The sequence below is a fragment of the Pseudonocardia endophytica genome, assembly GCF_004339565.1.
GTDB classification, from domain to species: Bacteria; Actinomycetota; Actinomycetes; order Mycobacteriales; family Pseudonocardiaceae; genus Pseudonocardia; species Pseudonocardia endophytica.
In genome coordinates this window covers 2,962,650-2,989,017 of sequence record NZ_SMFZ01000001.1, presented here as the reverse complement: position 1 = coordinate 2,989,017, position 26,368 = coordinate 2,962,650, and the positions used below count along the sequence as shown (strand labels likewise).

29 protein-coding genes are annotated in these 26,368 nt (G+C 72.5%); 17 read left to right on the top strand and 12 right to left on the bottom strand.

Annotated features, from left to right (window positions below):
• Positions 1 to 229: 229 nt before the first annotated feature.
• Genes EV378_RS36750 through EV378_RS13630 form a run of 4 tightly spaced genes read right to left on the bottom strand, consistent with a single transcriptional unit; the run spans position 230 to position 1,837 of the window.
• Positions 230 to 355, bottom strand: coding sequence for a hypothetical protein (locus tag EV378_RS36750; protein ID WP_279389624.1), 126 nt, complete (start codon positions 353 to 355; stop codon positions 230 to 232).
• A gap of 41 nt (positions 356 to 396) precedes the next feature.
• A complete protein-coding gene (locus EV378_RS13640) occupies positions 397 to 858 on the bottom strand; it encodes an SRPBCC family protein (RefSeq protein WP_132424820.1) in 462 nt (153 codons plus the stop codon).
• 17 nt (positions 859 to 875) lie between these two features.
• Positions 876 to 1,469 (bottom strand): SRPBCC family protein, encoded by a 594-nt coding sequence (locus EV378_RS13635; RefSeq protein ID WP_132424817.1) that lies wholly within the window; start codon positions 1,467 to 1,469, stop codon positions 876 to 878.
• Positions 1,466 to 1,837: an ArsR/SmtB family transcription factor gene (locus tag EV378_RS13630; RefSeq protein ID WP_132424814.1), complete on the bottom strand. Its 372-nt coding sequence runs from the start codon at positions 1,835 to 1,837 to the stop codon at positions 1,466 to 1,468. The genes EV378_RS13635 and EV378_RS13630 overlap by 4 nt, the downstream gene beginning before the upstream one ends.
• 128 nt (positions 1,838 to 1,965) lie before the next feature.
• On the opposite strand from EV378_RS13630, the gene EV378_RS13625 reads away from it, so the two are divergent.
• From EV378_RS13625 to EV378_RS13615, 3 genes are read left to right on the top strand one after another with little or no spacing between them, the layout of a single operon-like run.
• Positions 1,966 to 2,328, top strand: a complete 363-nt coding sequence (locus tag EV378_RS13625; RefSeq protein ID WP_132424811.1) for a GntR family transcriptional regulator — start codon at positions 1,966 to 1,968, stop codon at positions 2,326 to 2,328.
• On the top strand, positions 2,325 to 3,248 hold the full coding sequence (locus EV378_RS13620) for an ATP-binding cassette domain-containing protein (RefSeq protein WP_132424808.1): 924 nt from the start codon (positions 2,325 to 2,327) through the stop codon (positions 3,246 to 3,248). The genes EV378_RS13625 and EV378_RS13620 overlap by 4 nt, the downstream gene beginning before the upstream one ends.
• Complete coding sequence (locus EV378_RS13615; RefSeq protein ID WP_132424805.1) at positions 3,245 to 3,982, top strand: hypothetical protein; 738 nt, start codon at positions 3,245 to 3,247, stop codon at positions 3,980 to 3,982. The genes EV378_RS13620 and EV378_RS13615 overlap by 4 nt, the downstream gene beginning before the upstream one ends.
• A 3-nt stretch (positions 3,983 to 3,985) precedes the next feature.
• Here EV378_RS13615 and EV378_RS13610 read toward each other — a convergent pair whose 3' ends face one another.
• Positions 3,986 to 4,588: a uridine kinase family protein gene (locus EV378_RS13610; protein WP_132424802.1), complete on the bottom strand. Its 603-nt coding sequence runs from the start codon at positions 4,586 to 4,588 to the stop codon at positions 3,986 to 3,988.
• A complete protein-coding gene (locus tag EV378_RS13605) occupies positions 4,585 to 5,601 on the bottom strand; it encodes an NAD(P)-dependent alcohol dehydrogenase (protein ID WP_243653438.1) in 1,017 nt (338 codons plus the stop codon). The genes EV378_RS13610 and EV378_RS13605 overlap by 4 nt, the downstream gene beginning before the upstream one ends.
• 92 nt (positions 5,602 to 5,693) lie before the next feature.
• On the opposite strand from EV378_RS13605, the gene EV378_RS13600 reads away from it, so the two are divergent.
• Positions 5,694 to 6,116 (top strand): VOC family protein, encoded by a 423-nt coding sequence (locus EV378_RS13600; protein WP_132424800.1) that lies wholly within the window; start codon positions 5,694 to 5,696, stop codon positions 6,114 to 6,116.
• On the opposite strand, the gene EV378_RS13595 is transcribed toward EV378_RS13600, so the two are convergent.
• Complete coding sequence (locus EV378_RS13595; RefSeq protein WP_132424797.1) at positions 6,094 to 7,299, bottom strand: class I SAM-dependent methyltransferase; 1,206 nt, start codon at positions 7,297 to 7,299, stop codon at positions 6,094 to 6,096. The genes EV378_RS13600 and EV378_RS13595 overlap by 23 nt on opposite strands.
• Positions 7,300 to 7,342: 43 nt before the next feature.
• Between EV378_RS13595 and EV378_RS13590 the strand changes: the two genes are divergently transcribed.
• Complete coding sequence (locus tag EV378_RS13590; RefSeq protein ID WP_132424794.1) at positions 7,343 to 7,906, top strand: P-loop nucleotide/nucleoside kinase family protein; 564 nt, start codon at positions 7,343 to 7,345, stop codon at positions 7,904 to 7,906.
• 18 nt (positions 7,907 to 7,924) lie between these two features.
• Here the strand turns inward: EV378_RS13590 and EV378_RS13585 are convergent, their stop codons facing one another.
• Together EV378_RS13585 and EV378_RS13580 are read right to left on the bottom strand one after the other, a co-directional pair.
• Positions 7,925 to 8,833, bottom strand: a complete 909-nt coding sequence (locus EV378_RS13585; RefSeq protein WP_132424791.1) for a proline-rich domain-containing protein — start codon at positions 8,831 to 8,833, stop codon at positions 7,925 to 7,927.
• Positions 8,834 to 8,929: 96 nt separating this feature from the next.
• Positions 8,930 to 9,643, bottom strand: coding sequence for a 2OG-Fe(II) oxygenase (locus EV378_RS13580; protein WP_132424788.1), 714 nt, complete (start codon positions 9,641 to 9,643; stop codon positions 8,930 to 8,932).
• 162 nt (positions 9,644 to 9,805) lie between these two features.
• On the opposite strand from EV378_RS13580, the gene EV378_RS13575 reads away from it, so the two are divergent.
• The 7 genes from EV378_RS13575 to ligD all read left to right on the top strand — a co-directional run bounded on the left by EV378_RS13575 (position 9,806) and on the right by ligD (position 20,141).
• Entirely contained in the window at positions 9,806 to 13,012 is a 3,207-nt protein-coding gene (locus EV378_RS13575) for an acetyl-CoA carboxylase family protein (protein ID WP_341540425.1), read from the top strand.
• 120 nt (positions 13,013 to 13,132) lie between these two features.
• Complete coding sequence (locus EV378_RS13570; RefSeq protein ID WP_132424782.1) at positions 13,133 to 14,311, top strand: family 16 glycosylhydrolase; 1,179 nt, start codon at positions 13,133 to 13,135, stop codon at positions 14,309 to 14,311.
• Positions 14,312 to 14,493: 182 nt separating this feature from the next.
• Positions 14,494 to 15,387: an AurF N-oxygenase family protein gene (locus tag EV378_RS13565; protein WP_132424778.1), complete on the top strand. Its 894-nt coding sequence runs from the start codon at positions 14,494 to 14,496 to the stop codon at positions 15,385 to 15,387.
• A gap of 18 nt (positions 15,388 to 15,405) precedes the next feature.
• Positions 15,406 to 16,896 (top strand): FAD-dependent oxidoreductase, encoded by a 1,491-nt coding sequence (locus tag EV378_RS13560; RefSeq protein WP_132424775.1) that lies wholly within the window; start codon positions 15,406 to 15,408, stop codon positions 16,894 to 16,896.
• A gap of 355 nt (positions 16,897 to 17,251) precedes the next feature.
• The gene (locus EV378_RS13555) at positions 17,252 to 18,475 is read left to right on the top strand and encodes a sensor histidine kinase (protein WP_165922277.1); all 1,224 of its coding nucleotides are present in this window, start codon (positions 17,252 to 17,254) and stop codon (positions 18,473 to 18,475) included.
• A gap of 1 nt (position 18,476) precedes the next feature.
• Positions 18,477 to 19,145 (top strand): response regulator, encoded by a 669-nt coding sequence (locus tag EV378_RS13550; protein WP_207908659.1) that lies wholly within the window; start codon positions 18,477 to 18,479, stop codon positions 19,143 to 19,145.
• Between the two features lie 24 nt (positions 19,146 to 19,169).
• Complete coding sequence (ligD, locus tag EV378_RS13545) at positions 19,170 to 20,141, top strand: non-homologous end-joining DNA ligase (protein ID WP_243653437.1); 972 nt, start codon at positions 19,170 to 19,172, stop codon at positions 20,139 to 20,141.
• Between the two features lie 210 nt (positions 20,142 to 20,351).
• On the opposite strand, the gene EV378_RS13540 is transcribed toward ligD, so the two are convergent.
• Positions 20,352 to 20,744 carry a DUF5313 family protein gene (locus EV378_RS13540; RefSeq protein WP_132424769.1) on the bottom strand — a complete coding sequence of 131 codons (393 nt, stop codon included), beginning with the start codon at positions 20,742 to 20,744 and terminating at the stop codon, positions 20,352 to 20,354.
• A 71-nt stretch (positions 20,745 to 20,815) separates the two neighbouring features.
• Here EV378_RS13540 and EV378_RS13535 point away from each other — a divergent pair, with 71 nt between their 5' ends.
• The 3 genes from EV378_RS13535 to EV378_RS13525 all read left to right on the top strand — a co-directional run bounded on the left by EV378_RS13535 (position 20,816) and on the right by EV378_RS13525 (position 23,160).
• Positions 20,816 to 21,241, top strand: coding sequence for a MarR family winged helix-turn-helix transcriptional regulator (locus tag EV378_RS13535; RefSeq protein ID WP_341540424.1), 426 nt, complete (start codon positions 20,816 to 20,818; stop codon positions 21,239 to 21,241).
• Between the two features lie 28 nt (positions 21,242 to 21,269).
• The gene (locus EV378_RS13530; protein WP_132424766.1) at positions 21,270 to 22,412 is read left to right on the top strand and encodes a cysteine--tRNA ligase; all 1,143 of its coding nucleotides are present in this window, start codon (positions 21,270 to 21,272) and stop codon (positions 22,410 to 22,412) included.
• 103 nt (positions 22,413 to 22,515) lie between these two features.
• Complete coding sequence (locus EV378_RS13525; RefSeq protein WP_165922276.1) at positions 22,516 to 23,160, top strand: TetR/AcrR family transcriptional regulator; 645 nt, start codon at positions 22,516 to 22,518, stop codon at positions 23,158 to 23,160.
• Positions 23,161 to 23,253: 93 nt separating this feature from the next.
• Here EV378_RS13525 and EV378_RS13520 read toward each other — a convergent pair whose 3' ends face one another.
• Positions 23,254 to 23,862 carry a TetR family transcriptional regulator gene (locus EV378_RS13520; protein WP_132424760.1) on the bottom strand — a complete coding sequence of 203 codons (609 nt, stop codon included), beginning with the start codon at positions 23,860 to 23,862 and terminating at the stop codon, positions 23,254 to 23,256.
• Between the two features lie 94 nt (positions 23,863 to 23,956).
• Between EV378_RS13520 and EV378_RS13515 the strand changes: the two genes are divergently transcribed.
• Complete coding sequence (locus EV378_RS13515; protein ID WP_132424757.1) at positions 23,957 to 25,003, top strand: hypothetical protein; 1,047 nt, start codon at positions 23,957 to 23,959, stop codon at positions 25,001 to 25,003.
• A gap of 7 nt (positions 25,004 to 25,010) precedes the next feature.
• On the opposite strand, the gene EV378_RS13510 is transcribed toward EV378_RS13515, so the two are convergent.
• Entirely contained in the window at positions 25,011 to 25,760 is a 750-nt protein-coding gene (locus tag EV378_RS13510; RefSeq protein ID WP_132424755.1) for a helix-turn-helix domain-containing protein, read from the bottom strand.
• 270 nt (positions 25,761 to 26,030) lie between these two features.
• On the opposite strand from EV378_RS13510, the gene EV378_RS13505 reads away from it, so the two are divergent.
• The gene (locus EV378_RS13505; protein ID WP_132424752.1) at positions 26,031 to 26,351 is read left to right on the top strand and encodes a hypothetical protein; all 321 of its coding nucleotides are present in this window, start codon (positions 26,031 to 26,033) and stop codon (positions 26,349 to 26,351) included.
• Positions 26,352 to 26,368: the final 17 nt, after the last annotated feature.

Here is a 26,368-nt window from a genome sequence, read left to right as displayed (position 1 = left end):
ACGCGCATCTCGCGGAGGTTCCGCTGGACCGCGGGCTCCCGCACCGAGGCGCTCGCACGTCGCGGCGGGGTCGGGGCCGGCGTCGGCGGGTCACTCACCGGCAGTTCGACGCCCGGGCGTTCGCGCGGTGCGGTGCGGTGCGGGGCGGCGTCGGTGACGGAGCCGCCGAGATGCGGTTCAGCGGGAGCTGTCGATCACCCGAGCCCGCTGTGCTGCATCTCGGCGGGGATCAGGCCGCCGGCGGTTCGACGCCCAGGCAGGTCCGGGCTGCGGCGAGGCGTCCCGCCCGGCGCGCGGCCAGCAGCCCGGCCAGGTCGGCCAACTCGGCCGGATCGGCGGGACCGGACGTCGGCATGTCACGACGGTAGGCCCGCGTCGTTTCGGCGCGCACCGCAATCAGGGGTAGGCGAGCGTCTCGTAGTCCGCCCAGTCGGGGAACGGCCCGCCCGCGAGGTGGGCGGTGAGCCGGTCGATGTACCAGTGCCAGCCCGGCCCGACGTCCGATGTGGAGTACTGCCTCGGCACGATCTGCCGGAAGTCCAGCACGGTCCCGTCCGCCGACGGCGTCAGCTCGACCGTGATGTCCCACGGGTCGTCGCCCTCGACGAGGACCCGCAGCCGCCGGTGCTCGTCGCACTCCAGGATCCGGACCGGATGTGGTGGACCGCCGCCGTCCTCCGCGCTCGTCAACGTCAGCTGGACCACTGCGCCGGGCCGGGCGTCGCCGGTGAACGAGCCGTACCAGCGGGCGAGGCGGTCGGACTCGGTCAGCGAGGCCCACACGGTCTCCGGCGGGTCCGGGTAGGTGCGTCGGAACGCGACCACGTCCCGGTCGCCCTCCCGTTCGATCGTCCCCATCGGACTGTCCACGCCGGTCACGACGGGACCACCGTGTACTGGGCGGTGGCGGCCACGACGGAGGCGGCGATCTGCTCCTCGGTGGCCAGCCCCGACTCCCGGACGGCGGTCTCCCACCGCGGGATCGACCCGCCGTTGAACTCCAGCATCTCGGGCGAGTCCGGGTCGCCGATCGTGGTGCCGGACACGTGGGCCCCGAGACCGAGCAGGGCACCGTCCCAGCCCGGGCCGACGTAGAGCGCGCCGCTGCCGTCCGGCACGAACGCGAGCGGCACGGCGTGCTCGAGCGTGAGGACGGTCGCGTCGCCGTCCGGGGCGAGATCCAGCGTCACGACGCTGTCCGGCCCGCCCCACGTCAGCACGAGCCTCGACGGCCGGTCGCAGACGCGGATCTCGCCGTCCGCGTTGCCCTCGGTCGTGAAGTGGCCGCCGACGCGCAGGTCGCCGGACACCGGCAGGAACCAGCGCGCGATCCGCTCCGGGTCGGTCAGGGCGTCCCAGACGTCCTCCACATCGGACGGATATCGGCGTTCGAGCCGGACCGCGAGGTCGTCGCCGGGGGCGTGCACGCGCCGCCGGATCGCGTCCAGCTCGGCGATGATGTCGATCATTCGGAGGCCTTCCGTTCGGACGCGGGATCGGTGTCGGGGGATGCGCGCCGTGCCCGGCGCCCGCGGGCGAGCTCGGTGCCGAGTGCGTCGAGGCGCTGCGACCAGAACGCGCGCAGGCCGGCCAGCCACTGCTCGGCCTCGCCCACGCCGGTCGGGTCGACGGAGTAGATGCGCCGGGTCCCTTCCGCGCGGACCGCAGCGAACCCGTTGTCCCGCAACACTCTCAGGTGCTGAGAGACGGCCGGCTGGGTGATCCCGAACTCCGCCGAGATCACCTCGACCACCTGGCCCGAGGTGTGCTCCCCGGTGGCCAGCAGCTCGAGGATCCGGCGGCGCACCGGGTCGCCGAGGACGTCGAAGGCGTGCACACCTCTAATGCTAAGCACAAAATTATATAAGTCAAGATTTCTGAACATTGCGGCTTGACGGGAAGGTTCATTGGTCCCATGGTTAGTTACATGAGTAATGAACCAACGGACTTGCCGAGGCGGTCGCCGTGAGGGACGACGGGCGCCCGCTCTTCCTCCAGATCGCCGAGCAGATCGCCACGTCGGTCGTCGACGGCACGTACCCGGAGGAGACGCAGGTGCCCTCCACCAACGAGCTGGCCGCGTTCCACCGCATCAACCCCGCCACCGCCGCCAAGGGCCTCAACCAGCTGGTGACGGACGGGGTGCTCTACAAGAGACGAGGGATCGGGATGTTCGTCGCCGAGGGCGCGCGTACCCGCCTGCTGGAGAGCCGCCGGGAGGACTTCTCCCGCCAGTTCATCGCTCCGCTGGTCACCGAGGCGCAGAAGCTGGGCATCGACGCGGAGCAGCTCAAGAAGATGATCGACGTGTGGGGGGAAGAGGAATGACCGGGTCGACCGATGTCGTCGCGATGCACGGCGTCACCAAGCGCTACGGCGCGTTCACCGCGCTCGACGACGTGAGCGTCCGGCTGCAGGAGAACCAGATCCACGGCCTGCTCGGTCGCAACGGCGCTGGCAAGACCACGATGATGCAGATCCTGACCGCGCAGAACTTCGCGACGGCGGGCCTGATCGAGGTGTTCGGCGAGGAGCCCTACGAGAACGCGGGCGTGCTGAGCCGGACGTGCTTCATCCGCGAGGCACTGAAGTACCCGGACAACTACGTCGTCCGGCACGCGCTGCGCGCGGCGGAGATGGTGTACCCGAACTGGGACGCCGCGTTCGCCGAGACCCTGGTCGGGGAGTTCGGGGTCCCGGTGAAGCGCCGCATCAAGAAGCTTTCGAGGGGCCAGCTCTCCGCCGTCGGGGTGATCATCGGACTCGCCTCGCGGGCGCCGCTGACGTTCTTCGACGAGCCGTACCTCGGCCTGGACGCCGTCGCCCGACAGCTGTTCTACGACCACCTGCTCGCCGACTACGCGGAGAACCCGCGCACGGTCGTGCTGTCCACGCACCTGATCGACGAGGTGTCCGACCTGATCGAGCACGTCGTCCTGATCGACAACGGCAAGGTGCTGATCGACGAGGACTCGGACGTGCTGCGCGGCCGCGCCGTGACCGTGACCGGGCCGGCCGAGGCGGTCGAGCGGTTCGCCGTCGGTCACACCGAGCTGCACCGCGAGAAGCTGGGGGGCTTCCTGCGGGTCACGCTGTCCGGTGCGGTTCCGGAGCCCGCGCTCGGAACGCAGGGCCTGGAGTTCGAGCCCGTCTCGCTGCAGCAGCTCGTCGTCCGCACCACCCAGCAGAACCACGGATCCGACGACGGGCTGGTCGTCGCCTCCTCGAACCGGAAGGTCTCGTCATGACCACCGCGATCGCCGCGACCGCGGCTCCCGCGCAGAACCGCGTGCTGACCGCCGCCCGTCTGAACCTGGTCGGCGCCTGGGGCAGGCTCGCCATCCCGTGGATGGTCGTCGGTGCCGCGTTCTTGATCAACCTGCTGATCTTCGGCTTGATCCGCGCGAACACCGACGACGGTGACCCGGGAGTGACCGGCGCGCTGGCCGCCCTGTACTTCGCCGTCGCGGCGGCCCACCTGCAGACCATGACCCAGACGTTCCCGTTCGCGCTCAGCCTGGGAATCACCCGTCGCCACTTCTATCTCGGCACCGGCCTGGTCGTGCTCGGCGAGAGCATCCTGCACGCGATCGGGCTGACCGTGATGCTGGCGATCGAGAACGGGACCGGCGGGTGGGGGATCGACCTGCGGTTCTTCGGCGTGGGGTTCCTCGTGCAGTCCAACCCGTTCGCGCAGGTGGCGGTTTACGGCGGGCCGCTGCTCGCGCTCGGGTTCATCGGGATGATGGTCGGGACACTGTTCAAGCGCTGGGGCCAGCTCGGCCTGTACGCGGCCGCGATCGGCACGACGCTCGTGCTGGGCGGCCTGGTCGCCCTCGTGACCTGGCAGCAGTGGTGGGGCTCGGTGGGCACGTTCTTCGCCACGACGCCGATGATCCAGCTCGCCGCGCTCTACCCGTTGGTGATCGCCGTGCTGGCCGCGTTCGGGGGATTCCTGTTGGTGCGCAAGGCGACGCCGTAGCCGTCAGGACGTGGAGGACCCGGCCGTCGAGGGGGCGGCCGGGTCCTCCTCGTTGTCCAGCACGACGTCGGCCCGCCGGTCCGTCCCGGCGAGGCCGGCTTCCTGTGCGCGCCATCGTTCGCGGAACGGCGCGTAGACCTCCCAGTCGTCACGGGCCCGCAGTCGTCGCTCCCGTTCCCCGGCCGGCACGTCCACCCAGACCAGCAGCGACGTCGTCGGAGCAAGGACCGGCGACCCCGCTCCACAGCCCTCCAGCACGACGACCGGGGCGGCTGCGACGCTGCGGACGGGGCCGGGTGCGCCCGCGTGCCAGTCCCATGTGGGCGGTCGTAGGTCACGGCCGTGGGCGAGCGGCTCCGCGATCGCGATGCGCGCCAGCTCGATCGCCGCGGCCAGGCCGTCCCAGCCGGGCGTGATCTCCTCCAGCGTGAGCAGCGGGGCACCGAGCCGGTCGGCCAGCCGCCCGGCGAGCGTCGACTTCCCGGACCCGGAGTACCCGTCGACGCCGACGAGCCGGTTCCCGGCCGGGCCGGGTCCCGCGGACCGGACCAGCGCGACGACGTCGTCGGTCCACTCCGGACGGTCCGCGACGCGGATCCGGTTCACGCCCCGGGCGTGACGACGACCTTGACCTGCGCCGGGTCGGGGGACAGCGCGGTGCCGACGTCGTCCAGGCCGACGTGCGAGGTGACGAGCCGGTCCAGCTCGATCTCCCCGGACGCGGCCAGCGCGACGGCGGCGGGCCACGTGTTCGCGTAGCGGAACGTGCCGGTCAGCGAGATCTCCCGGGACTGCATGGCCGACACCGGGAGCGTCATCTCGTCGGCGCCCATGCCGACCAGCGTCACCGACCCGCCCGGTCGCACGGCCGCGATCCCGGCCGTCACCGCGGGCGGCGCGCCGGAACAGTCCAGGAACGCGTCGACCTCGCGGTCGAGCGTCGTCGCGCCGGGGTCGACGGTCTCGCCGACGCCGTAGCCGGCGGCGAACCGGCGCCGCCCGGCGTCCGGATCGGAGATCACGACGCGGGTGGCGCCGCGGACCTGGGCGACCCGGGCCACGAGCAGACCGATCGGTCCGGCACCGGCGACCAGGACGTGCGAGCCGAGCCCGGTGCCGGCCTTCGCGTTCGCCCACAGCGCGACGGACAGCGGCTCGAGAAGGGCGGCCGCGTCGTCGGACACGGAGTCCGGTACCGGGTGCGCGAAGTCGTCGGCGATCGCGACGTACTCCGCGAACGCCCCGTCCACCGGAGGGGTCGCGAAGAACACGATGTCCGGGCACAGGTTGTAGCGGCCCTCGTGGCACCAGCGGCAGCGACGGCACGGCACGCCGGGCTCGAGCGACACCCGCTGCCCGGTCCGCGAGGGGTCGACGCCCTCGCCGACGGCGACGATCCGCCCGGCCGGTTCGTGCCCGAGCACCATCGGCTCCCGCACGACGTACTTGCCGATCCGTCCGTGCCGGTAGTAGTGCACGTCGGAGCCGCAGGTGCCGACGGCGCTGATCCGGACGAGCACCTCACCGTGAGCCGGGCTCGGGACCGCCCGCTCGCGGACCTCGAGCTCGCCCGCTCCACGGAGCACGCTGCATCGCATCGACTCGGGTACGTCGGTCACCGTGGCGACCGTACCGGCGGTGCGCCGGGTGGACACGGCACCCGCCCGACCGATTGACTGACCGCGACCTCTCCACGTGCAGAAGGGCGCCGATGGGCACGGGCATCGAACGGCCGGCCGTCACCGGCTTCCATCATGTGTCGGCGGTCGTGTCGGACGTCGAGACCAGCGCGACCTGGTACCAACGGGTGCTCGGGTTGCAACGTCTGCCTGCCACGTTCCCGCACCACGGCGAGGGTCCGTGGGACCGCGACGGTGCCGCCCTGCTCCTGGACACCACGACCGGCGTGATGATCGAGCTACGACGCGGGGACGGGACGCCCGCGCACCTCGCACACGTCGCGTTCGGGGTCGCCGACCGCGCGACGCTCGAGGGATGGGCGGCCTGGCTGGACACGCTCGGCGTTGCGCACGACGGCGTCGCGGACCGCACGGAGCCGACCGACTACGCGACGCTCGAGTTTCACGACCCGGACGGGATCGCGCTGGAGTTCATCCACTTCCCGCGGGTGTGATCTCCGGCTCCACGCAGACGAGCCCCCACGGCGTGTCCCGCACGCGCGTCATGACGACCGTCGCGCGTCGTGACCCGGTCAGGCGGAGCTTGCGGACCAGCGCGTCCACGTCGCCCGCCAGCCCGCGGCGGCGGACGTCCACGGAACCGACGTCGAGCGCCCGCAGCCGGGCGGGCAGCCGTTTCTGGTCCCACGGGGCGGAGTCGATCACCTGCAGCGTGCGGGCGAACGGCGTCGCGACGGGCGCGTCGCCGGTCAGGAACGCGATCCTCGGGTCGATCTTCGACGTGCCGGTGCGCCGCGCCAGTTCGGACACCAGACCGGCGCGGGTGACGGCCGGGTTCGGGTCCAGCAGGTAGCCGCCGGGATCGACGACGCGGACGTCCGGATCGCCCTCCGGCGGGTCCGGGTCCCCGGTCAGCGTGTGCGCGTCGGGCGCGACCGGCGCGGGCCCGGTCGGCGGCAGCACGCTGGCCCTCACCCGTGGCCCGGCGAGCGCCGGGGACCACAGCACGGCCTCCTTGATGTCCCGTCCGAGCGACAGGAACTCGATCTCCCAGCCGTCCGGGACGACGTCGTGCGCGATACCGGGGGCGGCCTTGATGCCGACGGCGCCGACCCGCCCGGCCAGCGCCAGGCACCAGTCCAGCGGCGGCTCGCTCTCGCCGGTGGCCATCCGGCCACGCTCGCCCCGTCGTGCCGGGTCGACGAACACGCCGCTCGCGCCGTCCAGGGGTGCGTCCCGGACGTCGGACTCGAGGGTCCGGACGTCGACTCGGTACGCCTCGGCGTTGCGCGCGGCCATCCACAGGTGGACCGGGTCCCGGTCGACGCCGAGCACCGGGTGGTCCGCTCCGAGCGCGACGAGGTCGCCGCCGATCCCGCAGCACAGGTCGACCAGGGGCGCACCGGCCGGGAACCGCCCGGCGCGATGCCGTGCGACCGCCTCGGACGACGCCTGCTCCAGCCCGTCGCGGGTGAGGAACAGGTCCGCGGCCCGGCTGAACTTGGCCGCCGCCCGGCCGCGCAGCTCTGCCTGCCCGAGCGCGTCCACCACGAGGTCGGCCGGGTACCGCGTGCGCAGCTCCGTGCCCAGGCGCAGCGCCGGCTCCGCGGAGCGGGCGACCAGCTCGTCGAGCAGCGCCCGGCCCTGCGGTGTGCGCAGCGCCTCGTAGCGGTCCATCACGGCCGATTCTCCCGGGCGTCGCCGGGGGAGGATGCGGGGCATGGCCATCGCGGATGCCTGGGTCGTCGCCGGACCGCCGGGTTCCGGCAAGAGCACCGTCTCCGACGAGCTGTTGTCGCTGCTCACGCCGACGCCTGCCCTGCTGGACAAGGACACGCTCTACGGCGCGTTCGTCGCCGCGACGCTCGCCGCCGCGGGCCGCGACCCCGGCGAGCGCGAGGGCGAGTGGTACGACGAGCACGTCAAGATCCACGAGTACGGCGGCATGACGGCCGTCGCGCGGGAGATCCGGTCGCACGGGTGCCCGGTGCTGCTGTCCGGGCCGTTCACCGGACAGATCCGTTCGATGGACCGCTGGCGGTCCTGGGTCGACGAGCTCGGCGGACCCCGGGTGCGACTGGTGTGGGTCCGCACCGACTCCGCGTCGCTCCGGCACCGCCTGGAGAGCCGCGGCTCGCCCCGGGACACCGGCAAGCTGGATGCGTTCGACGTGTTCGTGGCCCGTATGCGGCCGGAGGAACCACCGCCCGTCGAACACGTCGAGATCGACAACCGCCTCGGAGCGCCTCCGCTGTCCGAGCAGGTCAGCGAGCGTTGCGGTTGAGCCGGGACCTACTCGTCCCTACTTGAGGGGCGCGATCTTCGTGACGCTCAGGGTCGGCACCGTCATCTGCCCGCCCATCGTCGTCGTGTAGGTGTACGGCTGGCCCACCACGACCTCCGCGCGGAAGGTGTCGCCGTTGACCACGTCGGACAGCGTCGAGACGTCTCCGGTGAGAAAGGTGTTCGTCTCGTACTCGTACTCGTTCTGCTGGCGGACGCCGTCGACGTTCGCGCGGAACGAGTCGGTGCCGGTGGCGGCGTCGAACTGCGTGACCGTGCCGTAGACCACGATCGACTCTCCGATGTGGGCGGTGGGGTCCTTCGCGATCTTCTGCCAGTCACGAGCGGTGATGGTGCGTGCGGGTGCCGGTGGCGGAGGCGGTGCCGTCGTCGGCTGCGCGACCGGTGCCGTCGACACCGGGGGCGCGGACGGCGTGGGTGATGCGCTTGCCGGAGTGGAGCTCGTCGACGCACCGACGGAGGCGACCGTCAGACTCGCGATCATCGCCAGGGCCGCGACGCCGCCGCCGACCGCGGCGAGGACCCGCCCCGACCGCCGGATGTAGCCCGCGATGCCGAGGCCGATCGCCACGAGGCCGAGCAGGAACCCGATGGCCGAGCCGAACAGACCGAACAGGAGCCCGATGGCGGCAGTGATCAGCGCGGCCAGGCCGAGGCCGATACCTCGCTTCGGCAGGTCCGGCCGGGGTCCCCGGGCGGACGGTGGGCCGGCCCACTGGGGCGGGATCTGTGGGTGGTTCCAGTAGGGCCCGGTCTGCGGGTGGCCCCACTGAGGTCCGGTCTGCGGGTGGTTCCACTGAGGCGGAGCCGTCGGGGGTCCCCACTGAGCGGGGATCTGCGGGGTCGCACGGATATCGGGTCGACCGGTCGGCTCGGCGCTGTGGCGGGGGATCTGCGGCGTGGTCACGCTAGTGTCTCGGCTGAACGGCCGAGTCGTTGCTGCGCGATCGGACGGATCCCCAGAACTGACTAGCCCAGCGCCTGGAAGATCGGGCGGAGCAGGTCAGCGAGCGTTGTGGAAGATGATCCCCAGGACGTTGCGCTCGCCCGAGTGCACGGCGCTCACGCCGTGGCGCATCTGCACGCGGTGGTACCCGCGGCTGCCCCGGCGCGGCCGCTGCCGCACCGGGAAGATCACCGCCTGACCCTGCTCCGGGCGCAGGACCGTCGGGCGTGACTGCTGGCGTGGCCGCTGCTCGACGAACACGCTCTCGCCGCCGGTGAAGTCCACGTCCGGCCGGGACAGCATCACGAGGAACTGCAGCGGGAACACGAGGTCGCCGTACACGTCCTGGTGCAGGCAGTTGTAGCCGCCGGGGCCGTAGCGGAGCACGAGCGGGGTCGGCTTGTGCTGGCCGGCGTCGGCGCACTCGGCGACGTAGTCGGCGTGCGTGTCCGGGAACCGGCCGGGCTCACCGAGTGCGGTGTTCCAGCCGTTCGCGACGCGCGCCAGGTGCGGGTACACGCGCTCCCGCAGCTCCTGGACGAGCGGGGGCAGGGGGTCGGCGAAGTAGCGGTAGCGGCCGATGCCGAACGACACCCGTTCCATCTGGACGGTGCTGCGGAAGCGGGCGTCGTCGTCGAACATCGCCGTGATCTCGTCGCACCGGTCGCGGGACAGCAGTGGCGGGGTGGCCGCGACGCCGTCGTCGTCCAGGCGGGCGCCCAGCGCGTCCCAGTCCAGGTCGTCCAGGGCGGGGACGTCGGCCGTCGTCATGCGCGTCATGGTGGTCCGAACACCACGCCGGCGCCACGGGTTGCAGGCGCCCCCGCCGTCGGAGGAGAGCTCCTCTCGTGCGGCGGCGACGTCGGGCACGGGTCTGCGGCGTTGACACGGAGTGATCGCGAACGTTGTATCCGATACGTGTTCTCCCGCTTGTTGATCGCCAATCGGGGCGAGATCGCGATCCGGATCGCGCACGCCGCCGTCGAGCTCGGTGTGACTCCGGTCGGCGTGTACGCCACCGACGACGCGGACGCCCCGCACGTGTCCGCCGTCGACGAGCCCGTCGCACTGGCCGGATCCGGGCCTGCCGGCTACCTCGACGTCGACGACGTGGTGCGCGCCGCCCGCGAGGCTGGGGCCGACGCCGTGCACCCGGGTTACGGGTTCCTGTCCGAGAACGCGACGTTCGCGCGGGCGTGCGCGGCGGCTGGGATCACGTTCGTCGGGCCGTCGCCGGAGGTGCTGGACGCGTTCGGGGACAAGACCCGTGCCCGCGAGCTGGCGCGGGAGGCGGGGGTGCCGCTGCCGCGCGGGACCGACGGTCCGGTCGACGCCGCGGGTGCGGCCGCGTTCGCGCGCACGGTGCCTGCCGTGATGCTCAAGGCCGTCGCGGGTGGCGGTGGACGGGGGATGCGGGCGGTCACGTCCGGCGACCCGGACGAGGTCGCCGCGGAGCACGCCCGGTGTGCGTCCGAGGCGCTCGCCGCGTTCGGCGACGACCGCGTCTACGCCGAGGAGCTGCTGACCGGCGCGCGGCACGTCGAGGTGCAGGTGGTCGGCGACGGCAGCGGTGCCGTCGTCGCGCTCGGTGAACGGGACTGCTCCGTGCAGCGGCGGAACCAGAAGGTCGTCGAGATCACCCCGGCGCCAGGGCTCGATCCCGGCGTCCGCGACGAGCTGCGGTCCGCCGCGGTGCGGCTGGCGGAATCCGTGCAGTACGCCGGGCTCGGCACCGTCGAGTTCCTCGTCAGCTCGACGGGAATCTCGTTCCTCGAGGTCAACCCGCGTCTGCAGGTCGAGCACACGATCACCGAGGAGGTCACCGGCGTCGATCTCGTGGCGACCGGGATCCGGATCGCGGCGGGCGCGACGCTGGACGAGGTCCGTCCGTTCGGCGATCCCGTCGGCGCCGCCGTGCAACTGCGGATCGTCGCCGGGTCGGCGGGCGGGCTCACGGCGTGGTCCCTGCCGGCCGGGCGCGGCATCCGGGTGGACGGCGCCGGTTACCGCGGCTACCACGTGAGCCCGCGCTACGACCCGCTGCTCGCCAAGCTCGTCGTCCACGACCGGGGCGGCGATCTCGCCGTACTTGCCGCCCGCGCGGCACGGGCGCTGTCCGAGTGCCGGATCGAGGGCGTCGCGACGAACCTCGACGAGCTGGCCGGGATCGTCGCGACTCCCGCCTTCGTGCGCGGTGAGCTGACCACGTCGTTCCTCGACGACCACGCCGGCGAGATCGGTGCGGCCCACCGCCCACGCCGGTACGGCTCCGATCCCGGCTCCACCGATCCCGGGCCGGGCGATGCGACCGGCGGATCGCCCGACGACGCCGGACTCGTCCGGGCCGCGGGTGCCGGGACGGTCGTCAGCGTCGACGTCTCGGTCGGCGACAAGGTCGCGGCCGGAGCCGCGCTCGTCGTGCTCGAGGCGATGAAGATGGAGCACGTCGTCGCGGCACCGTCCTCCGGGACGGTGACCGAGATCGTCGTGACGCCGGCGGAGACGGTCGACGCGGGCGGGGTGCTCCTCGTCCTCGATCGATCCGAAGTGGACGACACGTCCGATGGCGTGGGCGAGGCCGTCGACCTCGACACCGTCCGTGCCGACCTCGCGGACGTGCGCGCCCGGCACGAGCGAGGCCTGGACGCCGCCCGTCCGGACGCCGTCGCGAAGCGGCACGGGCGCGGTCTGCGCACGGCCCGGGAGAACCTCGCCGACCTCTGCGACGACGGGTCGTTCGTCGAGTACGGACCGCTCGCGATCGCCGCGCAACGGCGCCGTCGCAGCCTTGACGACCTCGTCGAACGCACACCGGCCGACGGCATGCTGGCCGGGACGGCGACGGTCAACGCGGACCTCGTCGGCGAGGAGAACGCGCGCGTCGCCGTCATCGCCTACGACTACTCCGTGCTGGCGGGCACCCAGGGGGCCACGAACCACCGCAAGAAGGACCGGATCTTCGAGCTGTGCGCGCGGCGCGGACTGCCGCTCGTCGTCTACGCCGAGGGCGGCGGCGGGCGCCCCGGCGACACCGACGGCGCGTGGGCGTCCATGTTGGACGTCCCTGCGTTCGAGCTGGTCGCGAAGCTGTCCGGGACGGTGCCACTGGTGAGCGTCGTCGCGGGTCGGTGCTTCGCGGGCAACGCCGCGCTCGCCGGGATCTGCGACGTGATCATCGCCGTCGAGGGGGCGAACCTCGGCATGGGCGGTCCGGCCATGATCGAGGGCGGTGGTCTCGGCGTCGTCGCGCCGGAGGACGTCGGTCCGATGTCGACGCAGGTCCCGAACGGCGTCGTCGACGTGCTGGTGCCCGACGAGGCGGAGGCGACCCGTGTCGCGCGGCAGTACCTGTCGTACTTCCAGGGGCCGGTCGCGGACTGGGAGGCGCCCGACCCGCGCACGTTGCGCCACGCCGTCCCGCCGAACCGCCGCCGGGTCTACGACGTGCGCGTCGCGATCGACGGGGTCGCCGACGTCGGGTCCGTGCTGGAGCTGCGCCGCGGGTTCGCCCCGGCCATGATCACCGCCCTGGTCCGGGTCGAGGGCAGGCCGATGGGTCTGATCGCAAACGACCCGACCCACCTCGGCGGCGCGATCGACGTGGACGCCGCGGACAAGGCCGCCCGGTTCCTGCAGCTCTGCGACGCGTTCGGCCTCCCGGTGATCTCGCTGTGCGACACGCCGGGGTTCATGGTCGGGATCGAGTCCGAGGAGCAGGCCGCCGTCCGGCACGTCAGCAGGCTGTTCGCGGTCGGGGCGAACCTGTCCGTGCCGATCGGGTTGGTCATCCTGCGCAAGTGCTACGGCCTCGGCGGGCAGGGCATGTGCGGCGGATCGCTGAAGGCGGCCGCGTTCGCCGTGGCGTGGCCGACCGGGGAGCTCGGCGGGATGGGCCTGGAGGGAGCGGTCCGGCTCGGTTACCGGAAGGAGCTGGACGCCGCGGACGACCCCGCCGCGCTGTTCGACGAGCTCCTCGCGGCCGAGTACGAGAAGGGCAAGGCCGTCTCGACCGCGCAGGTGTTCGAGATCGACGACGTGATCGACCCGGCCGACACCCGGCGCTGGATCGCGGCATCGTTTCCGCAGCTCAGCGCCGGTGTGAAGGCCGGGAACGTCCGGCCGTTCGTCGACACCTGGTGACCGACACGGTCGTGTTCCGTCACACCTCTAACGGGTATCACTTCTGACTCGCAGTCCACATGCGTGTCTAGCGTCGCTTCTGCATCATCGGTCACATACCGAACGGGGGCGGTCACGGTCATGAGGCGCGTACGCACGGTCACCGGCGTGGCGGTACTGGTCACCGGCGCGATGCTGGCCCTCGCGGGGAGCGAGCTGGCCAGGGCGGATCCGTCCTCGTCGCCGTTCCCGCCCGCCGTCGTGGCCGCCGCACCCGCGCCGGCGGCGATACCGATGGCCGAGGCGCAGGCCGCACCGGTGGCGGACGATCCGGATCCGGTCTCGGAGCCCGCACCGGCGGCATCGAGCCCGGCGGAGCCGAGGGACTCCGAACCTGGCTCGACACCGGCTGGTCGCAAGCCGGCTGATCCCGAGCCGGCAGATCCCGAGCCGGCAGATCCCAAGCCTGCTGATGCCGTGCCGGCGGATCCCGAGCCGGCAGATCCCACGACCGCCGATCCGAAGCTCGCTGATCCCGAGCCGGCCGATCCGAAGCCCGCCGAGCCGACGAAGCCGGAGGACCCGGCGGCCGCCGAACCGAAGAAGGCGCCCGCCGTCCCGACGACCGCCGCCGAGCGCTACGACTGGGGCGCGCCGCTCCCCGGCTCCGACGAGTTCACCTACACCGGCCCGCCGGACCCCGCGAAGTGGAACGTGGCGGGCGAGTGCTGGGCGGGCCACGCGGGCAACGGCGGCCGCTGCGCCAGTCGCTCCACGGTGGACGGATCGAAGCTGGTCCAGACCGGACTCGCGAACGGGAACAGTGCGTGGCTCGGGAGCAAGACCTCGCAGCGGTACGGCCGGTGGGAGGCGCGCGTGCGGTCCACGGCCACCGGACCGGACAACGGCAGGCAGTACCACCCGCTGCTGATCGTCTGGCCGACGTCGAACCGCTGGCCGCAGGACGGCGAGTACGACTTCCTGGAGAACGGTGCGCCCGGCCAGGACTGCGCGGAGAGCTTCATCCACTACCCGCACGACCCGGGCGCGGTGCAGCAGGAGTTCGCGAAGGAGAAGAAGTGTGGCGCGCCGCTGACCCAGTGGCACAACGTCGCGTTCGAGTGGACGCCGGACCACGTGCGCGGCTACATCGACGGCAAGCAGTGGTTCGACTACTCCGGCGGAGCCGGCGGGAGCCGCAGGAACATCCAGGACATGCCCGCGGGGCATCTGACGATCCAGCTGGACAACTTCTTCGGCGGGAACATGCAGCCCGCCACGTACGAGGTGGACTGGGTGCGCATCTACAAGCTGCCCTGACGACCTGCGTCCGGCGGGGAGCCGATCGACCTCGCGGTGCGCGTCGACTTCCTTGACCACGGCACGGCCGACGCCATGATCGTGGACGCGTGATGCGCGATCTGCGGGGATGCGGCGAGGTGTTACCTCTGGTAACGTTACCGGCGGTAACATCGAAGCCGTCCTCTTGTGAGGTGTGAGCGATGACCGTCACCGACGACCAGGCCGCGCACGACACCGCGACCCGCCTGCTCCGCTCGTCGGAGCAACTGTCGTTCGATCCGGCCAAGCAGGTCGACTGGGAGACCCCGCTCGACAAGGACCACCACGGCACCAGTCCTGAGTGGAGCACGCTCTACGGGACGTCCTACTGGGACGAGATGACCGACGCCCAGCGCAAGGAGCTGACCCGCCACGAGGCGGCGTCGGTGGCCAGCACGGGCATCTGGTTCGAGATGATCCTGCAGCAGATGGTGCTGCGGGACTTCTACGCGAAGGACCCGACGGACCCCGAGTTCCAGTGGGCGCTGACCGAGATCGCCGACGAGTGCCGGCACTCGATCATGTTCGCCCGCGGCGCGACGAAGCTCGGTGCGCCCGCGTACATCCCGCGGCGCACGGCCGTCGAGCTCGGACGGATCTTCAAGACCGTGGCGTCCGGTGAGGCGGCCTACGCGTCGATCCTGGTCGCCGAAGAGGTCCTCGACGTCATGCAGCGCGACTGGATGCGCGACGAGCGCGTCGCCCCGTTCGTGCGGACGATCAACGACATCCACGTCGTCGAGGAGTCCCGGCACATGAAGTTCGCCCGGGAGGAGACGAAGGAGAGGATGAAGGGCTCCGGCTGGCTGCGGCGCCAGATCAACGCCGTCAGCGTCGCCGGGGCGGCCTACTTCATCGTCACCAGCATGTGGAACGACAAGATCTACGCCAACGCCGGGCTCGACGAGCAGCGGGCGCTGCGCGAGAAGAAGGACAACGAGCATCACAAGGCGCTGCTGCGCAGCTCCTGCGCCGGGCTGATGGAGTTCCTCGCGTCCTGCGGGCTGCTCACGAAGCCGGCTCTCTGGTTCTACAAGCGCGCCAACCTGATCTGACGCCGGGACACGAGGGCGATGGCGTTCGCGATCACGCAGACCTGCTGCACCGACGCGTCCTGTGTGGCGGCGTGCCCGGTCAACTGCATCCACCCGACTCCGGACGAGGCGGAGTTCGGCACGACCGACATGCTCTACATCGACCCGCGGGCGTGCATCGACTGCGGGGCGTGCGCGGACGCCTGCCCGGTGGACGCCGTGTTCCCGGTGGAGAAGCTGACGGCGTCGCTGGCCGAGTACGCCGAGGTCAACGCCGCATTCTACGACGGCAAGCCGGTCGCCGGGCAACGCGCAGAAGGGTCACCGCTGTTCCACTCGTGGGATCCGCCGCAGTTCCGGCGGAGCCTCCCGTCGGACATACGTCCGTTGGACGTGGCCGTCGTCGGGACCGGCCCGGCCGGCATGTACGCCGCGCAGGACCTGTTGCTGCACACCAGCTCCCGCGTGACGCTCTACGACCGGCTGGACACGCCGGGCGGGCTGGTCCGCTACGGCGTCGCGCCGGACCACCCGTCGACGAAGGCGATCGGGGGATCGTTCGCGCGCTTCCACGACCACCCGCGGGTCCGCATGCGGCTCGGCACGGAGGTCGGTCGTGACGTCACCGTCGACGAGCTGGCGTCCCGGCACGACGCGGTGATCCACGCCGTCGGCGCGTCCGGAGCCCGCGACCTGGGCGTCCCCGGTGAGGACCTGCCCGGCAACGTCGCGGCCGGGACCGTCGTCAGCTGGTACAACGGCCACCCCGACGTCGCGGCGTCCGCTGTGGACCCGACCGGCCGGGTCGTGATCGTCGGGACCGGGAACGTCGCGATCGACGTGGCGCGCATCCTGACCGCGGACCCGTCGGACCTCGCGGGGACGACGATCGCGCCGCACGCCCTGTCCGCGTTGGGGTCCCGCCCGGTGCGCGAGGTCGTGCTGCTGGCCCGCCGCGGTCCGGAGACGGTGGCGGCCACCGCGCCGGAACTGCGCGCGCTACTGCGACGGTCCGATGTGGACGTGGTGCTGGACACGCACGACCCGCGCGTCGAGAAGGCCGTCGGCGAGGCCGTGGCGGGCACGGCGAGCGCCCTGCTCGGTTCCGCGACGCACGAGCGCGTCTCCTACGCCTCGATCCCCGAGCGACCGCGGATCGTGTTCCGGTTCCTCGCCGCTCCGGAGCGGATCACCGGCTCGGGTCACGTCGACGGCGTCGTCGTCGACGGTGCGACGATTCCGGCCGATCTCGTCGTGCGCGCCGTCGGTCACCGCGGCTCACCCGTGCCCGGGCTCCCGTTCGACGAGGACCGCGGCACGATCCCGAACGACGCCGGCCGGGTGGCCGACCGCCCCGGTCACTACGTCGTCGGGTGGATCAAGCGTGGCCCGTCCGGCGGGATCGGCACGAATCGCACCGACGCCGCCGAGACCGTCGGTTCCCTGCTCGACGATGCGGTGGCCGGCCGACTCCCGACGCGCACCACGTCCGTCGGGTCCCGCCTCCGGGACCGCCTCCGCCTCCGCTGATCGCCGGACCGGCGCGGATCGGCGCCGTGTGTGGCACGGAACGTCGCCGGATCGCTGATCATGGGGAGCGCCGGCCGATGCCGGATCCCGGCGGCCCGGCCGGGAAGCCGGGTCGGCACCACCACGACGTGCCGCTCGACCAGGGGGTCGGCGATCGAGCGTGACGTTTCGGCGGTCGGAACCGCCGCAACCCGCCACTCGGTCACCGCAGGGGCGTCGAGCGTGACGGTGTGGCGGTCGCCCCGACCGTGGCGTCTCCGACCGTGGTCGGACGTCGGAGATCCGACCGTGCTCCGACGCGCGGGGGATGGGGGTGCGGGCATCGTCCACTCCCATGAGGGGATCATCTCGGAGCGTGGACGAACGCCGGCCGTCGGTGGTGGAGCGCTACGTCGAGTGGTGCCGGCGGAACCCGGTCGTCGTCGACGCGGTGCTCGCCGTGCTCGTCGCCCTGATCGGGATCGCTCTGGCGCGCAGCGCGTACAGCCCGCGGGTGCAGTGGGACCAGAGCACCGTCGTCGCGGTCGTGGCGGCCGCGCCGATCGTGCTGCGACGCCGGTTCCCGCTGCCGTCGGCGATCGTGACGGCGGTGATCGCGGCGGTCGCGCTGTCCGTCATCGGGGTCCGGGGCCTCGAGCTGCCGGTCCTGATCATGGGGTACTCGGTCGTCGTCTACGGGCCGCGGTGGGCCGGGCCGCTGATGGCCGGGGTGATGCTGTTCGGCGGGGTGCTGCCGTTCGCCGTCCGCGGCGGCGGCGCGGGAGCGCCCGCCGGTGTGCTGGTGTTCATGGTCGTCGTGTCCGTGCTGGTCGCGCTGTGCGTGTGGCTGGCCGGGGCGCTCCGGAGGGCCCGTCGCCGCTCGGTCGAGCAGCTGCGCGAGCGGGCCAGGCTCCTGGAGGAGGGGCGCCGTCAGGAGGTCCGGCTCGAGCTGCTCGCGGAACGGGCGCGGATCTCCCGCGAGGTGCACGACGTCGTCGCGCACTCGCTGTCCGGGATCATCGCCCAGGCCGACGGAGGGCAGTACGCCGCGACACGGGACCCCGGGCGGGCCGTCGACGTGCTCGCCGGCATCGCGACGACCGGGCGGGAGGCGCTGAACGACGTGCGTGGCCTGCTGGACATGTTGCGCGACACGGCCCCCGTGGACGACACCGCCGACGGCGGCCCGCAGCCCGGCGCGGACGACGTCCCGGCTCTCGTCGAGCAGGTCAGGGCCGGTGGCCTACCGGTCACGTTCGGGACGTCCGGCACCCCGGCCACGCTGACCACCGGCGCCGGCCTGGCCGTCTACCGCGTCGTGCAGGAGGCGCTGACGAACGTCGTCAAGCACGCCGGGCCGTCCACCCCGGCCCGCGTCGGGATGGACTGGGGCCGCGACGAGCTGACCGTCGAGATCCGCGACGACGGCGCGTCCGGGCCGCGGCCGACTCCACCGCGCGGAGGTCACGGGCTGGTCGGCATGCGCGAGCGGGCCGCGCTGCACGGCGGGTCCGTCGAGACCGGACCGAACACGGGCGGAGGCTTCACCGTCCGCATGCGACTCCCGTACGCCCGCACCGACCGCACCGTGAGGACCTGACGTGACCGACCCCGTGCGCCTGCTGCTCGTCGACGACCAGGAACTGGTCCGCGCCGGCTTCGCGATGGTGCTCGACTCGTGCGACGACCTCACCGTGGTCGCCCAGGCCGCCGACGGCGAGGACGCGCTGCGGGTGCTGGAGACCACGCCGGTGGACGTCGTGCTGATGGACGTCCGGATGCCGCGCCTCGACGGCATCGAGACCACCCGGCGTGCGCTGGAGACCCATCCGGACCTGCGGATCGTCGTGCTCACGACGTACGACCTCGACGAGTCGGTCACCGCAGCGATCGGCGCGGGCGCCAGCGGGTTCCTGCTCAAGGACGTCGCGCCGCAGGCCCTGATCGAAGCGGTGCGCACGGTGCACCGGGGCGACTCCGTCGTCGACCCGGTCTCCACCCGCCGCCTGCTGCGCCGCACCGCGCCGCTGCTCGCCGAGCCGGAACCGGACCGGCAGCAGCAGGCCGCCGTGCCTGGCGAGCTCACCCCGCGCGAGCGCGACGTGCTCGTCCTCATCGGACGCGGGCTGACGAACTCCGAGATCGCCGCAGAGCTCGTCGTGTCCGAGGCGACCGTGAAGACGCACGTCGGGCACGTGCTGGCGAAGACGCAGTCGCGGGACCGGGTCCAGGCCGTCGCGCTGGCGTTCCGGGCCGGCCTGGTCACCTGAGGCCCACTGGGCGACGATGCGGACGTGGACGGACCCGCGTGGATCGCGCCGATGCTGGCGACGGCCGGCCCGGTGCCCGGCGGCGACCGATGGGCTTTCGAGATCAAGTTCGACGGCATCCGCGCCGTCGCGGCCGCACGGGACGGGCGGCTGCGGCTGCGCTCGCGCAACGACAAGGACCTGACGGCGGGCTATCCGGAACTGTCCGAACTGGACCTCGGGCCGGGGCTGTTGCTGGACACCGAGGTCGTCGCGCTGGACTCGTCGGGACGGGCGGACTTCGGGCTGCTCCAGCAGCGGATGAATCTGACCCGGCCGTCCGCCGAGCTGCGGGAGCAGGTGCCGGTCACGCTCGTCGTGTTCGACCTGCTGCACCACGACGGCGAGGATCTCGTCCGGGTGCCGTACGAGCGGCGGCGGGAGGCGCTGCTCGAACTCGGCCTCGACGAGCACGGCGGGGTGTACGTGCCGCCGTCGTTCACCGGGATCTCCGGCGAGCAGATGCTGTCCGCCGTGGACGCCCAGGGACTGGAGGGCGTCGTGGCCAAGCGGCTCGACTCCCGCTACGAGCCAGGGCGACGCAGCAGGTCGTGGATCAAGACCCCGATCCGGCGCACCTGCTCGGTCGCGGTGATCGGCTGGACCCCGAGCGCGACGAGCGGGCGCCACCTGTCGTCGTTGCAGATGGCGGTGCCGGACGGATCGGGGGAGCTGGTCTACGCGGGCGACGTCGGTACCGGCTTCAGCCAGGCCACCCGCGACCGGCTCCGCGATCTGCTCGAGGAGCGCTCACGGCCGGACCCGCCGGTGCCGGTGGACGACCGCACCCACCGCTGGCGACCGGCCGGCCCGCTCGGCACCGTGCACTGGGCCGAGCCGGGTCTGGTGGGCGACATCCACTACCGCCAGTTCACCCGGGACGGGTCGTTCCGGCACCCGTCCTGGCACGGCCTGCGCCCCGACGTGGACCTCTCCGATCTGGAGCCGCCCACCTGACCCGCGTCGGCGGGGCCGGGGAGATGGGGGCCGTGCGGTGTCCGACAGGGTGATCGCCGACGGCGACGGCAGCACGGACGGGGAGGCCCGGCGACGGTGAGCTCCGGGGCACGGTCGCCCTGGTCGCGGGCGGCGAGAGCGGGACCGCGATGGTGACGTCATCGACGTCCGCCGTCGACGACGGCACGAGCGGCTGGCGCCACCGACGGCTCAGGTCCGCCAGCGCTGCTCGTACCGCTCCCGGGCGGCGGCGTTCGCGTCCTCGTGCGCCGCCTCCCGGACGGCGGCGGCGGTACCGACCGGGTAGCCGGCCTTCATCACGCGGTGCTCGGCAGACTCGGTCATGTAGGCCGCGGAGTAGAAGTAGCCGAGCAGGGCGCCGGCCAGCACGGCCAGCGCGCGGACGTACGGCGGGCTCGGGATGAACAGGAACAGCAGGATCCCGATCGGGAGCAGCTGCACGGTGGTGCGGGCGAGGTGGCGGAGCTGCCAGGTCCGCGCCGTCACGTCGTGCAGGACCCAGGTCCGGTGACGTGTCGGAAGGCCCGCGCCGAACACGTAGAGCACCCACCGCGCCGGGTTCGGCCGGATCCGCTCGTCCACTGTTTGCTCCCTAATTGTTGGTGCCCCAAGAGTGTACGATCCCTGGCGTGGAGGCCGCAGCGGGACGTGACGTGGATCTACTGCAGCTGGACCGTCAGGTGTGCTTCGGCCTGGCCGTCGCTGCCCGGAACGTGATCGCGCTCTACCGCCCGCTGCTGGAGCCGATGGGCCTCACGCACCCGCAGTACCTCGTGATGCTGGCGCTCTGGGAGCGGTCGCCGCGGTCGGTCGGTGAGCTGGCGACGGCGCTGGCGCTCGACCCCGGCACGCTGTCGCCGCTGCTCAAGCGGTTGGAGGCCGCCGGGCTGCTCACCCGTAGGCGAGTGCCGGGCAACGAGCGCAGCCTCGCCGTCTCGCTGACCGGCGAGGGCAGGGCGCTGCGGGCGCGGGCCGAGCTCATCCCGCCGGCGATCGTCGAACGCCTCGGGATGGAGCTCTCCGAGCTGGAGGATCTGCGCGGCGTCCTGGACCGGGTGATCGACGCCGCCAGGGGATGACGTGCCGGGGCGGGGCTACTTTGGGGCCATGGACCAGCAGATGGAGCCCGGGGCGGGCGACTTCGGGAGCGGCGCCGGTTTCCTACTGGGCGGCGAACCGCTGCCGCTGACCGTGCCGTCGCGGATCTACGTCTGCGGGATCACGCCGTACGACGTGACCCACCTCGGGCACGCTGCGACGTTCGTCTGGGCCGACGTGCTGGCGCGGGTGATCCGCATGACCGGCGGCCGGACCGTGGTGAGCCGCAACGTCACCGACGTCGACGACGTGCTGACCCGGACCGCCGTCGAACGCGATGTCGCCTACGACGAGTTCGGCCTGCGCCAGGAGTTCTGGTTCGACCGGACGATGGCCGACCTGCACGTGCGCCCGCCGGACCACGCACCGCGGGCACGCCACCACGTCCGGCACGTGATCGCGCTGGCGCAGGCCCTGGTCGCGACCGGTGCCGCGTACGAGCGTGACGGACACGTCTACTTCCGGGGTTCCGGCGTACCGGAGGCGGCCGGGCTGGACCGGGACACCGCGCTCGTGCTGGCGGCGGAGTACGGCGACGAGCCGGACGACCCGCGCCGTGACGACCCGTTCGACGTCGCGGTGTGGAAGCCCTCCGACGGGGTCCACCCGGCGTGGCCCAGCCCGTGGGGACCGGGGCGGCCGGGGTGGCACGCGGAGTGCGCTGCGATGGCCGCGGCCACGCTGGGCGGGGTGGTCGACGTGCTGGCCGGCGGCGCCGACCTCGCGTTCCCGCACCACGCCTACCAGTCCGCGATGGCCGCGGCCGCCACCGGCGCCGGCCTGTTCGCGCGGCGCGGCTTCCGGGTCGGGACGGTCCGGGTCGACGGGGTCAAGATGGCGAAGTCCACCGGCAACCTCGTCCTGGTGCAGGACCTCCTCGGGTCGGCGTCCGGCGCCGCGCTGCGGATGCTGGTGCTGGACAGGCGATGGGACGCGGAGTGGGACCACCGCCCCGCGGACGTCGCGTTCGCGATGCAGCGGCTCGAGGAGCTGTACGTGGCCGCGGGCCGCAAGACCGGATCGGACACGGCCGTCGCCGCGGTGCGGGACGCGCTGGTCACCGACCTGGACGTCCCGGCAGCCGTCGAGACCGCGCTCGCCGACGGCGGGGATGCCGCCCGGCTGGTCATCCGCACGCTGGCGCTGCAGTAGTCCGCTCCCGGAGGGTCGTACCTGCCGCAGGACCGGGCGGACGCGTCGCATTCGACCGGTCGGTCGGCACTCCGGGCCGATGCGTGCCCGTACTGTGGCGGGTGTGAGTCACGAGACGATCGCCAAGCGACTCGGTCGGCCACCGCTGACCGACCGCCACGCGTTGCTGGCGGCTGCCCGCGACATCGGGTTCGAGGGACTGACGGTCGGAGCGGTGACCGCCGCCGTCGGCGTCAAGTACTCGACGTTCTACCGGCACTTCCCGACGCTCGACGCGATGGTCGGTTCGCTGGTGGACCTGGTGTTCGAGAAGGAGCTCCAGCTGTCGGCACCCGGCGGTTCCTGGCAGGACACCGTGCGCGACACCTGCGCCGAGCTCGGGCAGATGCTCGACCGCAACCCCGGAATGGGCGCTGCGGTCGTGGCGTTGCCGGAGCTGCCGATCGAGGTCATGGCCGTCTACCGCAGGCTCACCGACGCGCTCGTCGGTGCCGGGATCCCGGCGCACAAGGCCGCCATGGGTGCGATCTACGCGCTCGAGACCGTGACGGTCGCCGACCTGACGACGCCGGGCCTCGGTCATTCGCTGCAGGACCGCCAGCGTCAGGTCGACGCCATCGACCCGCCGGTCGATCCCGGCGTCCGCGAGGCCACGGCGCGCATGATCGACCAGCCGGGCAGTGCCTGGACGATCTACAAGATCGACCTGTTGATCGCGGGGCTCGAGGCCCAGCTCGCGTCGTCCTGACCGGTGGACGATGTGGAGCCGCCACGGCGCGGTTCCACGTGCCGGGGTTCCGGGTCCTGTGCCGGCCGCTGAGCGGCCGGGTCGTCGCCCGCGTCACCGCCGGGTGGCGATGTCGAACGTCGCGACGAGCTCGTCGGCGTACGCGGTCAGGTCCAGGTCGGGCCGGGTCTCGAGCAGGAACGCGACGCCGTCGACCGAGCGCTGCACCAGCGACCCCATGACGAACGTGTCGAACGTGCGGAACACGCCGTCGTCCTGTCCCCGGCGCAGGATGTCCTCGACCGTGCCGATCACCCGCTCGTCGGTGTCGGCGTCGTAGGAACGGCTGAGGCCGGACTCGTCGCGGAACGCCACGAAGATCCGCGACAGAGCCTGCATCTCGGTGCGGTGACCGTCGACGAACCCGACGACGGCGCGGACGTAGGCCGCCAGTTCGGCACGGGGCCCGTCCGCCGCGGCGAGATGGCCGGCGACGTGCCCGCCCAGCTGCTCGTAGACGTGGGCGACGGTGGCCGACATGAGCTCGTCGCGGCCCGCGAAGTGGTACGAGATCAGCCGCGTGCTGCTCAGGCCGCTGCGCTCGGCGATCTTCGCGAACGACGCCGCGCGGTAGCCGAGCGCGGCGACCGCCTCGATCGTGGCCTCGACGATCTGCTGCCGCCGGACCTCCGGCGGCAGCCGCCGTCCCGACCGTTCCCTCACGCCCGCCGTTCTACCGGACGCTCCGGACGTGCGGGCCCGGCCGGTGGTGCGTTACGGTGGGCTTGTTACTCAGACAAGTAACAAGGGGGACGGCATGACCGCAACGGAACGAACCGGGCAGGTCGACCGGGCCGGACGGGGGCGCGTGAAGGCCGCGTGGGTGCTGGTGGTGCTCGCGCCGCTGTGCGCCGAGGCGGCGTTCAGCGGGATCTCGCTGCCGGCGATCTGGGTGGCGCTGCCGCTGCTGGTGCCGATGTACGGGGCGGGCGTGCTGCTCGTCCGGGAGCTGGTGGTGCGCGCGGGAGCGGGGTGGCCGGGGCTGCTGGTGCTCGGTGTCGCCTACGAGATCGCCGAGGACGGGTTCGGCCTGCAGGCGCTGACCAGCCCGCACCTGTACACGGCGGCCGAGTGGGGACCGCGCGTGCTCGGGTTCAACACCACGTACTGGCAGAGCCAGATCGGCTACCACCTGGTGTTCTCCGTGCTGATCCCGGTGATGCTCGCCGACCTGCTGTTCCGCAGGCACGCGGGGCGTCCGTACCTGAGGGCCGGCGGGACCGTCGTGGCCGCGCTGGTGTTCCTCGTGGGCGTGGCGCTCGTGCGCTTCGGCATCTCCGGGATCGAGGACCCCGGCTACCGGACACCGTGGCCGGCCGTCGTCGTCGAGCTGCTGCTGGTCGTCGTCCTCGCGGTGGTGGCGCTGGTCGTGCTGCCGCGGGTCCGTCTGCCGCGGCCCGCGCCGCTGCGGCGCCTCCCGCATCCGGCCGTCCTGGTGTCGGTCGCGGCGGTGGCGCCGATCGTCGTGCACGGCCTGCTGTTCCCGCTGTGGTCGGACGCCGGGCGGCCCGCTCTCGGGGACGCCGTGCCGACGGTGGTCCCGATGGTCGTGGCCCTGGTGCTCGCCGTCGGTGTCGGATGGCTGGTCGTGCGCTGGTCGGTGACCGACGGCTTCGGCGACCGGCAGCGCATCCTGCTGATCGGCGGGGCGATGGTCGGGCACTCGCTGTTCGCGGTCGCCTCCGGTCTCGCCGCCGGGCAGGTGGTCGTGTCGCCGGTGATCGGCGTGGTCGTCATCGCGGTGACGGTGTTCGGCCTGGTCCGCCTCGACCGGCGGGTGCGCCTCCAGGAGCCGGCCGGCTGACCCGCGGTCAGCAGTGCGGGATCTGCGTGTTCTCCGGAGCGCGGGGCACGGCGAACCCGCCGTAGACCCAGCCGACGTACGCGTCGTCCGGTGTCGAGCCGAGGAAGTCCTTCGTCGGGCCGGAGCTCGGCCAGCGGACCCGGTACCAGACGGGCCCCTTCCCGGTGTCCGGGCGCGGGTCGAAGTCGGTGACGGCGTGGCACTCGGCCCAGAGCGTCTGGCCCTCCGCCGCGCTGCCGATCTGCTCGCCGTCGCGCGTGCCGGACGACCGCACGATCAGGCCCAGCGGGCCGGCCCGGGTGACGACGACCGGACCGACGCCGCCGGACCCGGAACGGTCGGCGGCACCGTTCCAGTCGGGCAGGAAGGCGATCGCGGCGCCCGCGACGACGACGAGCGCGACGATTCCCGCGATCAGCACCGTCCGTCGTCGCGGGCGTTTCCGGTCCGGTGCCGGAACGGAATCGGGCTCGTCGTCCGTGCGTGTGCGGTTCCGTTCCGCGCGGGCCCGGTCGAGCAGTTCCCGCCACTCGTCGTCGAACGTGCCGCCGAGCGCCGCGACGATCCGTTCGGCCTTCGCGTTGCTCGGAACCGCCTTTCCGGTGAACGTGTTGGAAACGGCTCCCATCGACCGGCCGGCGTGCCGCGAGATGGTCTCGAGGGTCGGATGCCCTGCGTCGGACCGGAGCCGTTCCAGGCGGGCCGTGAAGCCGCGCTCCGCGACCTGCTCCACGGGCTTCTGTTCGTGTTCGGTCACGGGGAGCCGTTCACCTTCTTCACCGGTGAAGATGATCCGAGGCCCTGAACCTGCTGGTCAGGGGTGATCACCTTACCGCTGAGGGCCGCGCTGAAGAAGTGAAACCCCGACGGCCTTGCCCCGGGGGAGCCGCCGGGACCAGATTCGTCGGCGTATCTCGACGTGAGTGGCGCACCGGAACAACGGTCCCTCACCTTCTTCCCGACCCGCTCCCGGAACGCACAGCTTCCCGATGAGGGGATCGCGGGTCCCTGCGGAAAGGAATGCACGATGACGACGACGATGAAGCGTATGGCCGTGTCGATCGCCGCGGTCGGAGCGCTGATGTCCGGAACGGCCCTGGCCGTCGCGACGCCCGCGATGGCGGCCGAGCCGTGCGGCCTCAGCTACCAGACGGGAGACGTGCCCGGCGGGCCGTTGAAGATCGTCTACTACAAGATCCGGAACTGCCACGACACGACCGTGAAGCGCAAGCTCGACATCGCCGGGACCACGGACGGCACGTGCCACACGATCAAGCCGGGGCAGACGGTGTCCGACTCGCGCGTCATCGCCGGCTGGGCCGCGGTCCGGGACATCAAGGCCTGCTGACGGCTGCGACGGGGGTG